Source organism: Streptomyces sp. NWU339 (genome assembly GCF_003143855.1).
GTDB lineage: Bacteria > Actinomycetota > Actinomycetes > Streptomycetales > Streptomycetaceae > Streptomyces.
Genome location: NZ_QFRK01000007.1, coordinates 100,487 through 113,673 on the forward strand (window position 1 = coordinate 100,487; position 13,187 = coordinate 113,673).

The 13,187-nt window shown below is 72.0% G+C and carries 12 protein-coding genes and 1 pseudogene; 10 read left to right on the forward strand and 3 right to left on the reverse strand.

The features are described 5' to 3' along the window. The first annotated feature begins 15 nt into the window (after nucleotides 1-15). Both DIZ27_RS45655 and lepB read left to right on the forward strand, forming a co-directional pair. Nucleotides 16-474 carry a hypothetical protein gene (locus DIZ27_RS45655; RefSeq protein ID WP_181383476.1) on the forward strand — a complete coding sequence of 153 codons (459 nt, stop codon included), beginning with the start codon at nucleotides 16-18 and terminating at the stop codon, nucleotides 472-474. Continuing rightward, complete coding sequence (lepB, locus tag DIZ27_RS45660) at nucleotides 471-1,001, forward strand: signal peptidase I (RefSeq protein WP_181383477.1); 531 nt, start codon at nucleotides 471-473, stop codon at nucleotides 999-1,001. The genes DIZ27_RS45655 and lepB overlap by 4 nt, the downstream gene beginning before the upstream one ends. Nucleotides 1,002-1,104: 103 nt before the next feature. Here lepB and DIZ27_RS10925 read toward each other — a convergent pair whose 3' ends face one another. Beyond that, complete coding sequence (locus DIZ27_RS10925) at nucleotides 1,105-1,476, reverse strand: response regulator transcription factor (RefSeq protein ID WP_109378152.1); 372 nt, start codon at nucleotides 1,474-1,476, stop codon at nucleotides 1,105-1,107. A 167-nt stretch (nucleotides 1,477-1,643) separates the two neighbouring features. Between DIZ27_RS10925 and DIZ27_RS10930 the strand changes: the two genes are divergently transcribed. The 4 genes from DIZ27_RS10930 (at nucleotide 1,644) to DIZ27_RS10945 (ending at nucleotide 5,973) form a co-directional block, all read left to right on the forward strand. Continuing rightward, nucleotides 1,644-2,309 (forward strand): response regulator transcription factor, encoded by a 666-nt coding sequence (locus DIZ27_RS10930; protein WP_109378153.1) that lies wholly within the window; start codon nucleotides 1,644-1,646, stop codon nucleotides 2,307-2,309. Next, nucleotides 2,302-3,630, forward strand: coding sequence for a sensor histidine kinase (locus DIZ27_RS10935; protein ID WP_109378154.1), 1,329 nt, complete (start codon nucleotides 2,302-2,304; stop codon nucleotides 3,628-3,630). The genes DIZ27_RS10930 and DIZ27_RS10935 overlap by 8 nt, the downstream gene beginning before the upstream one ends. Before the next feature lie 106 nt (nucleotides 3,631-3,736). Next, nucleotides 3,737-5,125 carry a copper resistance protein CopC gene (locus tag DIZ27_RS10940; RefSeq protein WP_109378155.1) on the forward strand — a complete coding sequence of 463 codons (1,389 nt, stop codon included), beginning with the start codon at nucleotides 3,737-3,739 and terminating at the stop codon, nucleotides 5,123-5,125. Nucleotides 5,126-5,313: 188 nt separating this feature from the next. Next, a complete protein-coding gene (locus tag DIZ27_RS10945; protein WP_109378156.1) occupies nucleotides 5,314-5,973 on the forward strand; it encodes a DUF1775 domain-containing protein in 660 nt (219 codons plus the stop codon). A gap of 302 nt (nucleotides 5,974-6,275) precedes the next feature. Here DIZ27_RS10945 and DIZ27_RS10950 read toward each other — a convergent pair whose 3' ends face one another. Next, nucleotides 6,276-6,644, reverse strand: coding sequence for a hypothetical protein (locus tag DIZ27_RS10950; protein WP_109378157.1), 369 nt, complete (start codon nucleotides 6,642-6,644; stop codon nucleotides 6,276-6,278). A 1,089-nt stretch (nucleotides 6,645-7,733) separates the two neighbouring features. Between DIZ27_RS10950 and DIZ27_RS10955 the strand changes: the two genes are divergently transcribed. After that, nucleotides 7,734-8,060 carry a hypothetical protein gene (locus DIZ27_RS10955; protein ID WP_146228928.1) on the forward strand — a complete coding sequence of 109 codons (327 nt, stop codon included), beginning with the start codon at nucleotides 7,734-7,736 and terminating at the stop codon, nucleotides 8,058-8,060. An 84-nt stretch (nucleotides 8,061-8,144) separates the two neighbouring features. Here DIZ27_RS10955 and DIZ27_RS10960 read toward each other — a convergent pair whose 3' ends face one another. Continuing rightward, nucleotides 8,145-10,139, reverse strand: coding sequence for an NAD(P)/FAD-dependent oxidoreductase (locus tag DIZ27_RS10960; protein ID WP_109378159.1), 1,995 nt, complete (start codon nucleotides 10,137-10,139; stop codon nucleotides 8,145-8,147). Nucleotides 10,140-10,428: 289 nt separating this feature from the next. Between DIZ27_RS10960 and DIZ27_RS10965 the strand changes: the two genes are divergently transcribed. The 3 genes and pseudogenes from DIZ27_RS10965 to DIZ27_RS10975 all read left to right on the forward strand — a co-directional run bounded on the left by DIZ27_RS10965 (nucleotide 10,429) and on the right by DIZ27_RS10975 (nucleotide 13,171). After that, the gene (locus tag DIZ27_RS10965; protein WP_109378160.1) at nucleotides 10,429-12,327 is read left to right on the forward strand and encodes an NAD-binding protein; all 1,899 of its coding nucleotides are present in this window, start codon (nucleotides 10,429-10,431) and stop codon (nucleotides 12,325-12,327) included. An 8-nt stretch (nucleotides 12,328-12,335) separates the two neighbouring features. Then, nucleotides 12,336-12,752 (forward strand): annotated as a pseudogene (locus tag DIZ27_RS10970) (hypothetical protein); the annotation flags it as partial. A 116-nt stretch (nucleotides 12,753-12,868) separates the two neighbouring features. After that, the gene (locus DIZ27_RS10975) at nucleotides 12,869-13,171 is read left to right on the forward strand and encodes a hypothetical protein (RefSeq protein ID WP_146228929.1); all 303 of its coding nucleotides are present in this window, start codon (nucleotides 12,869-12,871) and stop codon (nucleotides 13,169-13,171) included. The last annotated feature ends 16 nt before the right edge of the window (nucleotides 13,172-13,187 follow it).

Here is a 13,187-nt window from a genome sequence, read left to right on the forward strand (position 1 = left end):
GATGGGGCGGTGCCGGTGAGTCGTACGGGCCTCGTGGGCGGCCTTCGCGCCCCGCACGTCGCGTCGCTGCTCTGCGTGGCCGCGGCAGCCGGCGACCTGGTCGCCTTCCAGCAGCGCGTGGCGCACGGCCTGGCCGGGGCCCTGCCCTTCCTGCTGGCCGCCGTCGTCCAGCTCGTCGCGGCGCGGCAGGTGTGGGTCTCGCGGGGCACGGCCGCGGCGCTCTCCGCGGTCCTCGTGCTCGGTCTGCTGATCGGTTCGTACGTGGTGGCCGTCAGCACCGGCGTGCCCCTGGGACAGCGGAACCGGCCGGTCGAGGCCGGCCCGCTGCTGACGGCCGGACTGTGCGTCCGGCTCGCCGCGCTGCTGGTGCTCGTACGGTCCCTCTCCGGCCGCGCGCGGTCTCGGGCGGTCAACGCGCTTTTCGTCCTCGGAACGTTCCTGTGGACACTCGGGCTGACCGGCCTGCTCGGGTGAGCCCGCCCCGGCGGTCCGCGGTACGGCACCTCGCCGTACCGCGGGCCGCCGTGCGCCGGACCGTCGCCTGCGTGGTGGTGGCCGCGGCCTTCGTGGCCGGCAGCCTCCTGCTGGAGCGTGTACGGGTGGAGTCGACCAGCATGGAGCCGACGCTCCGCGCCGGCGACCACCTGCTCGTCGACGAACGCGCCTACTGGCGCGGAACGCCCCGGCGCGGAGACCTCGTGGTGTTCGACCACGGCGGCTCGCGGCTGGTCAAGCGGGTCGCCGCGGTGGCCGGTGACACCGTCGGGATCGAGGACGGGGTCCTCACGGTCAACGGCCGCCCCGTCACGGAGCCGGCGATCGACCGGCGGACCCTCGACGGCCTGTACTACGGGCCCGCGCACGTGCCGCCCGGCACCGTCTTCGTCCTGGGCGACAACCGCCGGCACTCCGTCGACTCCCGGCAGTTCGGCCCGGTGCCCGTCGGGGACGTGCGGGGACGGGTACTGCTGCGCTGGTGGCCGCGTCCGGGTGCTCCGTGAGCGTGATCCGCGTCAGGGGCCGGCACGACCCGTGACCCGCACACCGCCACGGGGGCGGCACGCGGGGCCGCCGGCCGCACACCGAAGCGATCCGCCCGGCGGCTCAGTCCCGCGGCGCCACCGCCACGATCGCGTCGAGCACCGCGTCGGTCCCGGCGCCCTTGTGCAGCACCGTGCAGGCCCCGGCGTCGAGGGCCGCCTGTTGCAGCCGTCCGCCGACCGCGGACGTCAGCACCACGACCCGGGTGCCGGGCCGCAGGACCAGCAGCCGCCGGGTCGCTTCGGCTCCGTTCAGCACCGGCATGGCGAGATCCATGAGAACCACGTCCGGCGCGAGCCGCAGGACCGCCGCGACGGCTTCCGCCCCGTCGCACGCCACGCCCACCACGTCGACGAGTGCGCTTGCGCCCAGGACGGTGGCCAGGGTGTCCCGCACGAGCTGGTGGTCGTCCACGACGAGCAGGCGAATCGGCATGGTTCAACGGTGCCTGGTCCGGAGCGCCACAGCCATCCCCAAACCAGAGGGGTCGGCTACTCGGAAAAAGCACCATTCCTGCACAGCTGATAGGCCTTTCCTCACATGCCGTGGTTCCATGTCTCCGGCGGACCGGCAACGGTGGCGGCCCGCCCGGTGGGGGGAACATGGGGGGACACAGGGGTTCGTCGCCGACACGTGTGCTGATCGTCGACGACCATCGGACGTTTGCCGAGCTGCTGGCCTTCGCGCTCGGATCACAGCCGGACTTCGACTGTGCGGGATGCGCGGCGACCGGGTCGGCGGCGGTCGAACTGACCCTGAGGGAACGCCCGGACATGGTGGTGATGGACATCTCGCTCGGCAGGGAGAGCGGACTGGACGTCACCCGGCGGGTCCGCGACGCCGCCCCGAGCGCGATCGTCGTCATCGTCTCGGCGCACCGCGACCCGGACTGGGTGGTGCGGGCCGCCCAGGCGGGCGCGAGCGCGTTCGTGCCCAAGTCCGGATCGCTGGAGGAGATGCTGACCGTCCTGCGGGAGGTGCGGCAGGGGTCGATGCTGGTGTCGGCGTCGATGTTCGGCGACGCCGGCCGGCCCCAGGTCACCGACGAGCCCGGCGCGGCCGGTCTCACCGCCCGGGAGTCCGAGGTGCTCGGCCTGATGGGCAAGGGCCTGGCGCCGGCCGCGATCGCCAGGCTGCTGGGGATCAGCGTCAACACCTGCCGCGGCTACGTGAAGGCGATCCACCTCAAACTCGGGGTGCGCTCGCAGTTGGAGGCCGTCGTGAAGGCGCAACGGCTCGGCCTTGTCGGGGCGGGCACCGATGGCTGACCGGACGGGCGGCGGCTCCACGGCGGAGACGGGGGGCAGCAGAACCGTCCGGCGGGCGCTGGTCGCGATGGTGCTCATCGGAGTGGGTGCCTTCGCGGTCGTCGGGGCGGGCACCGTGGTGGCCGCCGACTCGATCGCGGAGAAGACCGCGCTCGCCGAGGCGGCCCGCTCCGCGCAGCTCATGGGCAACGTGATCTTCAAGCCGGCCATGCCGGCGCTGCTCCGCGGGGACGTCTCCGCGCGGACACGGCTGGATGAGGCCGTCAGGGCCCGGCAGCACGAGGCCGGCGTCGTCCGGGTGAAGGTGTGGAACCGACAGGGCGACGTCCTGTACTCCAACGAGCACCACGCCATCGGGATGTCCTTCCCGAACGACGACGTACGCAGGACCATCGACGAGCGGGCGAGCTGGGCCGACCTGTCCGACCTGTCCGACGAGGAGAACGTCACCGAACGCCACGGCAGCCGCCGCCTCGTGGAGGTCTACGTCCCGCTCGACCTGGACTCCGGTGAACGGCTGGCACTCGAGGTGTACTCCACCGACGCCCGCGTCGCCACCGCGCGGACCGAGCTGATGCACACCCTCGTGCCCTTCTCCATCGTGGCGCTGCTGCTTCTGCTGGTGGCCCAACTGCCGGTCTCAGTACACCTGTTGCGCCGCGTCAGCAAGGCGGACGCGGAACGCAGCCGACTGCTGAGCAAGGCCCTGACCGCCTCCGAACGGGAGCGGCGCGCGATCGCCCGCGACCTGCACGACGGAGTGGTACAGGACCTCGCCGGGGCCGGATACGCCCTGTCGGCCGTCCGCGGCGCACTGCCCCCGGGGACCGACGCCACGGCCGACGGCATGCTCGACAAGGTCGGTGAGGTCCTGCGCGGCGCCGTCGGTTCACTGCGCACGATGATGGTGGACATCTATCCGCCGGACCTGACCGAGGACGGTCTGCCGCAGGCGGTCGAACTGCTCGCCGAACGACTGCGCAGGGAGGGCCTCGGCGTCACCACGACCGTCGAGGTCCGGGCCTCGCTCGGGCCCGACCTCGCCGCTCTCGTCTACCGCTGCACGCGGGAGTGCGTCACCAACGTCCTCAAGCACGCCGAGGCACGGCACGCCTGGATCGAGGTCACCGGCGGTGGGGAACGGCTGCTGGTGCGGGTGGCGGACGACGGGAAGGGCCCGGGAGGCGCACTCGGCAAGGCCGGTCACCTCGGCCTGCAGCTCATCCGGGACACCGTCACCGAACTGGGCGGCGGGATGACGGTCACCGAACGTCCCGACGGTGGCACCGAGGTCCGTACCGTGCTGCCGCTGCGCACCTGACCCCCTCGTTTTGAGGGGGACGCACCCCCAAAGGCGAGGCTGCCGCAGGCGGCGGCGAGGACCCACCCTGGACGCGTTGCATCTCGAGGGCACCGGGGGGAAACGGATGCGCCGTGTCATCACCATGCTCTGCCTTGTTCTCTGCCTGGCGGCCGCGTCCGCCGGGCCCGCCTCCGCGCACACCGGCGTACGGTCGAGCGATCCCGCCGCCGGCGAGGTGCTGCCCGGCCTGCCCGCCCAGGCGGCGCTGACGTTCCGGCAGCCGGTGACCGCGAGGGAGAACGCGGTGCGCGTGTTCGACGACCACATGCGCCGGGTGGACCTCGGCGGCCACCCCGCCGACCGGCCCGCCCCCGTCGCTCGGACCGCCCTGCCCGGCGGCCTGCACCCGGGTACGTACACCGTGGCCTGGCAGGTGACGTCGGCCGACGGACATCCCGTGGCAGGCACCTTCCGTTTCTCCATCCACAGGACCAGCCGGGTCGTCGGCGTCGTCCCGCCGCTCGGCGGTTCCGGCAGCGCGTGGGCGAGCCGCCTCCTCGGCGTGTCACGCGCGGCCGGTTACGCCGGACTCGCGCTCGGCCCCGGCGTGCTGCTGGTCGCGCTGTGGCTGTGGCCCGCCGGGCTGCGTGACCGCGGCACCCGGGGCCTGGTGTGGGCGGGGCTCGGCCTGCTGGCCGCCGGCACCCTCGCGGTCCTGGCCGTCCACGCCGTCTGGGCCGACGGCCGGCCGTTGTCGGACGTCTGGTCCGGCTCCGGCGCCCATCAGCACGCGGCGCTCGCCGACCACGCCTACGCCGTGCGCTTCTACGCCCTTCTCGCCCTGGGCGCCGCGACCGTGCTCGCGACCCTTGCGGCCGGCACGTCGGGCGGGCGGGCCAGGGCGGCGGCCCTCGTGGCGACCGCGGCGGCCGTGGTCCTGTGGAGCACGTGGCCGGTGACCGGCCACTCCGTCGACGGGCGGTACACGTTCCTCGCCCTGGCCGCCGACTTCGCCCATCTCGCCGCGATGACCGTGTGGCTGGGCGGACTCGCGCTGGCCGCGGCGGTTCTGGCGAGGCCGGGAGCCGTCACCGCGCCGGCCTCCGTGCTGCCCCGGTTCTCCCGGCTCGCGTTCGCCTGTGTGACCGTGCTCGTCGTGACGGGCACCTTCCAGGCGTGGCGTGAAGTGGGCACGGTCGGCGCCCTCTTCGACACCCGGTTCGGCCGACTGCTGCTCCTGAAGACGGCCGGCGTGGCCGTGCTCGTCGCGCTCGGCGGGGTCGCCCGGCGCTGGCTGCGCCGGCACACGACGGTCCCGACACCGACTTCCTCTGCCGCCGGACCCGCCGACGGGACCGGGGCGACGGCGACACTGGTCGCGCCGGCGCCTCCCGTGCTGCCGGACACGGCGCACGTACGCACCCTCCGGCGCGGCCTGGTGGCGGAACTGCTCGTCGGGGTCCTCGTCCTGAGCGTCACGGCGGCCATGGTCGTCACCAACCCCCCCGCGTGAGGCGACGCTTCACCGGGCCGCACACCGGCCGTCCCCACTCAGCGGGCACGGCCCTGAAACGCCCGGCGTCACGGCGCAGTCCGCCGCCGACGCCGTACAGAACCATCCCGCGCCGGATTCAGACCGGCCGCTCCCACGCCCCTGTCGTCCGTGACCGGCGTGCACGGACGCCGAGAGAGGAATCACCCATGACATTTCTCCGGCGACCGGCCCGGACGGCCGCGGCCCTGCTGACCGCGGCCCTGCTGACCGCGGGCCTGCTCATGGTGACGGCTGCCCCCGCCCTGGCGCATGTGCACGTGCACTCCGAGGACGAGGTGAAGCCGGGCGCGAAGGACGTGCGGATGACGTTCCACGTACCCAACGAGAAGGACGACGCGCGCACCGTCGGTGTGTGGATCGAGGCACCGAAGGGCGTGCGGGGGATGCGCGCGGAGCAGGTGAAGGGGTGGACCGCGCGGCAGCAGGCACCCGACGGCGGAAGCGGCACCGTCGGCTGGTCCGGCGGCGCGATCAGCGGCGAGGACGGGGCCGACTTCGTCGTGCACATCGACCGCGTCCCCACCGGCGTGGACGCGCTGACCTTCGTCGCCAAGCAGCGGTACGACGACGGCGAGGTCGTCTCCTGGGACCAGCCGGCAGAAGAGGGCAAGCCCGAACCGGAGCACCCCGCACCGGTGTTGAGTCTCACCGGAGCGTCCCACACGGAGTCGGCGCCCCGTTCCGGGGAGAGCCCGAAACTCGCGCGGACGGCGGCGGTCGTCTGCGGTGCGGTGGTCCTCCTGGCGGCCGCGGCGCTGCCGGCGCTGCGCTCCACGGCGCGACGCCGGAAAGCCGTGTCCCGCTGAGCCGTTCCCCCTACGCGGCCGCAGCGCACGCACCCGCGCGGCCACCTCCTCCCGGACCGGGTCCGCGAGGTCGACGCACGCGCCGGCCGGACTCTCCCCGACGTCCGGCCGGGCGAGGAGCAGCAGATCGGCGGCCAGGTGCTGCAGACGCACGACCCGAGGAACACCGGAGAACCCGGCCCGCGCGTCGGGCTCAGCCGCACCCACCCAGCCACGAGAGACCACGGCCGCGGGTCGGTCCGCAGGAAACTCACGGTGAGGCGCTTCTCGACCACCGTCTGCGCGTGGACGGCGCGGCGGGCCTAACCGCGGCAGTGCCGGTCGAATGCCTGGCGGAACGCAAAGTTGTACCCGGACCTGTATCCGTCGCGGTAGCCGCGTCGGTAGTCACGGTTGCCGTGACGGGCCCGGTCGTCGTAGCTGTCGCGGTAGTCGCAGTCGCGACCGTCCCTGCGCCCGTCGCGGAGCCCGTCGCGGAGTCCGTCGCGGACGCCGCGCCGGTAGTCGGCGATCGAGGTGGGCGCCAGAGTCCGGCCGGCCTCCGGTGCCGCTGCGGTTGCGGTCTGGGGAACGGCGGCGGAGGCCTGCGAGGCCGCGGCTGACGGGATCGCGAAGGCGGTCGCGAAGACGAGCGGACTCACGAGCGAGACCGCAATCCTCTGTGCACGCATGACGATCTCCTTTCCGGCAGTGAGGCTTCGGGGAAGCCTGACTGCACTACCAAGGCGATGGGGTAAACAGGGTGTTTGCTGCAGACGACGCTGCGCGAAGGGGGAAGGTGCCGCGTACCGGTGGTCGCCTCGCGTTGTGCCCTCGGCCTCTGCGCAAGAGCGGAGGTCGCCGCTGACGCGGCCTTCAATCCTTGGTACCCCATATCCGCTTGTCTGTCCTGTTTTCGGTAACGCGTTTGGGAGCCACTCGGCCCGCGCGCGTGTGGAGTGAGATCTGCCGGTTCGGTGTCAGCGATGGGGTGTCGGTCGGGGGCGTTGTCACGTTGGTGAGCGCGTGGGTGTCTGACGGTGTGTTGGGATGTGACGGGGCCGGGTTCCGGGCCGGTGCTCAGCCCTGGGTGGGCAGGCCGATGTTCTTGGTGATGTGGTCACAGAGGGGGAACCGGGTGGTCGTCTCGAGGCGGTGTTCGGCGGCGGTCATCAGGTGACGGCGGGGCCGGAAGTGGGGTGAGGAGCCCTTCCCGGTGCATCCGGGCCGTCGCCGCACACCGCACCCGCCTGCTCACACCCCTCCCACCGGCAGGAGAGGCCGATCCGCCCCCGGCCGGGGAAACCGTCGAGGACACTGCCGCTGAAACGCGGGCCGGGCGTCACGCCCGAAGGCTGTTCCAGGCCGTGCACCCCCTCACCGACACCAGCCGGAGCCACGGCCCGGTGGCGCGAGACCGGGCCCGGACCGGCGCAGGGTGCGCCGGTACGCCCTGGCCCGCCCCCGGCAAGGGACGCGCCGCCCGCCGTGCCGACCCCCCACTTGGGATCCCTGCCCCGACCACCCGGAACCACGCTGGGACGAAGGCCGGCACAGCGCGAAGATCCTCCACGGAGAACTCCGGGCCAAGGACTGCCTCGGGCACCACCGGCGCGTGAAAACGGCCGTGCCCCCTGTGCCGGGGCTCCCCCCGGATGAACCACGCGTACCCGCCCTCTTCGTGTGAGGCCGCCCGCTGGACCCCCCGCCCGGACCGCCGCAGCCCCCCGCAGCCCCCCGCCGGTCACCGCCTGCACCGGCTCTGGGCCCACTGCCCGGGGGTGAGGCGCACCCATGACCTGGCCCGCCGATTCGCCGCCATGTTCGACAACCGAGATGCCACATCCCGGCCGGCCTGGCTCGACGAACCCACCGTCGGCCAACCGGCGCCACTGGCCGGTATCACCGGAGTCCTGCGGGAAGACCGGCACGCTGTCGCCCAGAAGATCACCACCGCCTACAACTCCGGCGTCGACGAAAGCCGCATCACGGACGTCAAGCCGCGAGAGCGCCTGAGGGCAGACCGGGCCGACGTTCCGCGGAATGGGGGCGCGGCCGGAACGACGCCGAGCGCCTGCTGGGCTTCCTGGGCTTTGGTGTGGCCGTAGGCGTCCCGCGACGCCGGAACCGGCTCGGTCCTGGAGGCCCTGTGCGACACCCTCGCTCCGTCGTGGCCGAGCGGACCGCGCGGCTCATGCGGTGTGGATCTCCAAGGCGGTACGCACGGCGGACTCCACGGCTCCCTCGATCCAGGCAGGTTTGACGGACGTGTGGTCCCCGGCGAAGTGCAACGGCCCTTCGCGCACGGGGATGGCGGGCAGCAGCTCCGTGTGCTGCCCGGGCAGGAGCACGGACGCCTCCCCGTAGGCGTAGGGGTCGCGCAGCCAGCTCTGTGTGCGGCCCGCGCCGGTGTAGAAGACCTCGATGCGCTGGCCGTAGACCTGCTGGAGGCCGCACAGAGCGTGCGGGTACCGTGCGTCGTCGTCCAGGGAGTCCCAGTGCAGAGCGTCGTCCGCCCAGCTGTAGGAGGCCAGGACCACACCCCCCGCGCTGCCCGGAACTGGATGGGACGGGTGGAACATGAACCGGTTGGCGTTGTCCGACACCGAGCCGCCGCCCACGACGTCGACCGCCTCCGGCTGGTCGCGCGCGACCGCGCGGTTGGCGGCGTAGTGGGTGCGTTGACCCGCTGTGACGTGCCCGGCGGGCACGGAGGGGTGGACGCCGAGCAGGCTGCCGTCCGCGGCGGCGCGACCGGTGCGGTAGGCGTCGTACAGACCCGGGTCGACGGTGCGCAACTCCCGTTTCCAGTCGGCCTCGTCGAACTCCCACCAACGACGGCTGAACTCCAGCAGTACCTTGGTCGCGCTGTCGTAGTGCAGTTCGCAGACCGCCCGGCGCTTGCCGTACGACATGGGCGGGTCGACCTGCACGTGACGCAGTCCGGAGAACGGCACCGTGACCACGGCGACGTCCGCGGTGAACTGCTCGCGTACGACGGGACCGCCGCGGCCCTCCGACACGGTGTCCACCCACACGTGCGGACCTTTGCTCCGGACGTGCCCGGTGTCCGGTGAAGGACGGTCCGGGTGGTGGTACTCGATGCGTGTGACACGGCGGTCGAACCGCACGTCCTTGCGCACGCGTTCCAGCAGGGCATCCGGCAGGACGGCCGTGCCGCCCTCCAACTCGTAGAAGGGCGTGTCGGGGCTGATGAGGGAGGAGCCGATGAAGCTGTGGATGAAGGACAGGGGGAGTCGGGAGGTGAGGTTCTCCAGGGTGCCGATCAGATCGATGGTCCGCTCGTCGAGGCCGGCGTGCTCGGTCAGGAAGCGGAACATCGACCAGTCGCCGAACCGCTGCACCACACGGGCCCAGCCCCGCAGCCGCTCGGGGAGAGGCTTCTCGACGCGCTTGCCGGCACGGTCGACGAAACTGAACTCGTCGCGCACCGGATCCAGCGCGGAGCGCAGGATGGTGGCGGCGGGGGTGTCCCAGTGGGTCCGGGGGACGCCGAACGACCGGTTCACGCGCCGGGGCGCGCGGGCGTAGTCGGCGCGCCGCACGCGGATGCCGTTGACGTGGATCCAGGTGCGGTGGGCGGGACGTCCCTCGCTGTCGACGTCGGCATAGTGGAAACGCCGCTTCTTCAGGCCGAACTGGTCGATCAGCTCCATCACCAGGGGATGGCTGCCCGGAATGCGCATCGCACCCGCTTCGGCGTACTGGCGGGGATCGGCGAAGGGCTGCTCGGCGCGTTCGTGGCCACCGCTCCGGAAGGTCTTGATGCGCCCGCCCGCCCGGTTGCCGTTGGCCTCCAGCACCGTCACCCGGTGACCTGCCCTCTTCAGCAGCCAAGCGGCCACGAGACCGGCCGGGCCGGCGCCGATGACCAGGACGTTCCTGGGCCGTGTCCGTCGCTGAGCCGGCAGTCCCTTCTGGAGGACGCTCTGGTAACGCGGGACGAGGGGGCGGTCGCCGGGGTCCAGGACGAGGAGTGCGCGAGCGACGGCCAGGCATCGGTCGAAGTCGGTGCCACGGTTGTCGCCCGGGGCGGCCGGCGCGGGCAGAGCCGCGGCGACACCGCCGGTCAGGGCTGTGGCCACCGGGGCCGTGCCCGCCACCGCCGCGAAGCTCCTCCGCGACAAACCGCCATCTGAACGCACCACCGCGTGATCTTCAGTCATGGCGGCTTTTGTGCCGATAACCGCGACCGGGCGCCCGCCCTTCGCTCCGGCGTTGACCCGAAGGAGCTAAGCGGCGGCAAACCTTGACGTCACAGCGGGTCTGTCGACGTGAACGGCTCGGGAAACCCGATGGGAGGAACGCTGCGCGAAGTCCGTCTGCCGCGGCGAGCGATCCCCCACACTGCGACGTGCGGATCCACATCCGTGCTCTCCGGCGGGCCTGCGCGGCGCACCGCGTACGCGGCTCCGACGCGGTCTTGCGAGAGTGCGAGGCGATGGAGGGGGAAGGGTGGGGCAGCGGCGCACTCCGTTCGGTGACAGAGCCCGTTACTGGTTCGACAGCACGCTGGCCCGCGGTGCCGCCGTTCTCGTCGGCTGGATGGCGCTGCTGTGCCTGGCCGTCGTCGTCCCGGCCAGTGCGGTGCTGGTGTGGACCGACCCTGACGTGCCGGCGTCCCTGACGGACCGGCTGGCGGAGGTATGGAACCTCACCGGGGAGACACTGCGGCTGGGCGGTGCGACGGGTACGCCGCTGCGGGTGATGACGTCGGTGCTGCTCGCACTGGTCACTCTGCTGTACGTCTCGACGCTCGTCGGTCTGATCACTACGGCGCTCACGGAGCGGCTCACCGCGTTGCGCCGGGGCCGTTCCACCGTGCTCGAACAGGGGCACGCCGTAGTCCTGGGGTGGTCGGAGCAGGTCTTCACGGTGGTGAGCGAGCTGGTGGCCGCCAACGCCAACCAGCGGCGCGCCGCGGTGGCGGTGCTGGCCGACCGGGACAAGACCCTCATGGAGGAGGCTCTGAGCACGAAGGTGGGCTCTGCCGGCCGTACGCGGCTGATCTGCCGCAGCGGCCCCACCACCGACCCGGCCGTGCTCCCCCTGACGAGCCCGGCCACGGCCGGTGTCGTGTTGATCCTGCCGCACGACGAGCCCGACGCCGATGCCGAGGTGGTCAAGACACTGCTGGCGCTCAGGGCGGCCCTGGCCGGGGAGAGGAGCCTCCCGCCCGTCGTCGCCGCCGTCCGGGACGACCGTTACCGCCTGGCCGCCTGTCTCGCCGCCGGACCGGGCGGCATCGTCCTGGAGAGTGACACCGTCACCGCCCGGCTGATCGTCCAGGCCGCCCGCCGCCCCGGGCTCTCCCTCGTTCACCAGGAACTCCTCGACTTCGCCGGCGACGAGTTCTACCTGATCACCGAGCCGACCCTGACCGGCCGCCCGTTCGGCGACGCGCTGCTGTCCTACTCGACGTCGAGCGTCGTCGGGATGGTGCGAGGAGACACCCCCCTGCTCAATCCGCCGCCGGAGACGCCCATCGCTCCGGACGACCTGCTCGTCGTCATCTCCCGTGACGACGACACGGCCTGGCTGGACGACTGTGCGGAGTTGGTCGAGGAGGCGGCGATGGCATCCGGCCCGTCGACGCCCACGCGAGCGGAGCGGGTTCTCCTGTTGGGCTGGAATCGTCGAGCACCGCTCATAATCGACCAGCTGCGACGCCGCGCCCGGCCCGGATCAGCCGTCGACGTGGTGGCGGACCAGGGTGAAGCGACAGCCCGGCAGGTGAACGAGGCCGACGCGAACAGCGGTACCGGTCTGAGCCTGACACTGCACCACGGGGACGTCACCCGTCCCGAGACCCTGCGACGTCTGGACGTCTACTCCTACGACAGCGTGATCGTGCTCGGCCGGGACCCGGTTCCCGGACAGTCGCCGGACGACCCCGACAACCGCACGCTCGTCACCCTCCTGCTGCTGCGCCAACTGGAGGAAGCCACCGGGCGCGAACTGCCGGTCGTCACCGAACTGATCGACGACCGGAACCGGGCGCTGGCCCCCATCGGCCCCGGAGCCGACGTGATCATCAGCGGCAAGCTCATCGGCCTGCTCATGGCGCAGATCTCCCAGAACCGGCACCTGGCAGCGGTGTTCGAGGAGCTGTTCTCCGCAGACGGAACCGGGGTCCGCCTGCGGCCGGCCACCGACTACGTACTGCCCGGGCGTGAGACGTCCTTCACCACAGTAGTGGCCGCGGCACGTCGTCGCGGCGACTGTGCCATCGGCTACCGAAGCCACGCCGACTCGTCGACGAGCCCCGGCTACGGGGTGCGGATCAATCCGCCCAAATGCGAGCGGCGCCGCTGGACGGTCGAGGACGAAGTGGTCGTCATCGGCAGGGACTGACGGACGGCTGCACCTCGAGCGGAGCCACCACCCACAGCTACGACAGCGCCGACCGGCTCCTCGACTCCGGGTACACGTACGATGCCTTCGGCCGCACCACCGTCCTGCCGGGCAGCACCATCGGCTACTACACCGACGACCTCGTCCACCGGCAGACCGCCAACGGTAAGCGCCAGACCTGGCAACTCGACGCGACCGTGCGACTGCGGTCCTGGACGGTCGAGACCGGCAGCGGCACCACATGGACGAAGACCGCGTCCAAGGTCAACCACTACGGTGACGACGGCGACAGCCCTCGGTGGAGCACCGAGGACACCACCACGGGCGAACTGACGCGCCATGTGACATCGGCGGCGGGTGACTTCACCGCCACAGCGCCGATGCCTACGAGTACGGGAACGGCGATCCGGTCAACCAGTATGATCTCGACGGTCGGATCTCGAAGAAGGCGAAGAAGAAGGCCATCGAGGCCAAGGCGTGCATGAGCCTCGGTTACCGGAACTGTGTCGTCGCCTCCACGATTTCCGTGATGGCGCTGCGCATGACAGGCAGGGGTCGCAGGAACAACGCGATCCGGCATTTCCTGTGGCAGGCGAGCCTCACCTTCCTGTACGGCGCGAGGGCGGCCAAGCGCCTTGGCGACGCACACGAGTGGGGAGAGGAGTGCCCGCGCAGGGGGCGCTGCGACACGAGGACCGACCAGTTCAACAGCCGTCAGGCGCGTGCTTTCGCCTCCAGCAGCTGGAACAGGAGGGAGATGACACGCTTCCACGGAAGGGGCCAACTCCTCGGCCACCTCTACAACGTGGGCGACTGGCTCTACCGGAGGGGGTATCTCGAGTGACGACAAGTGAGGTCCG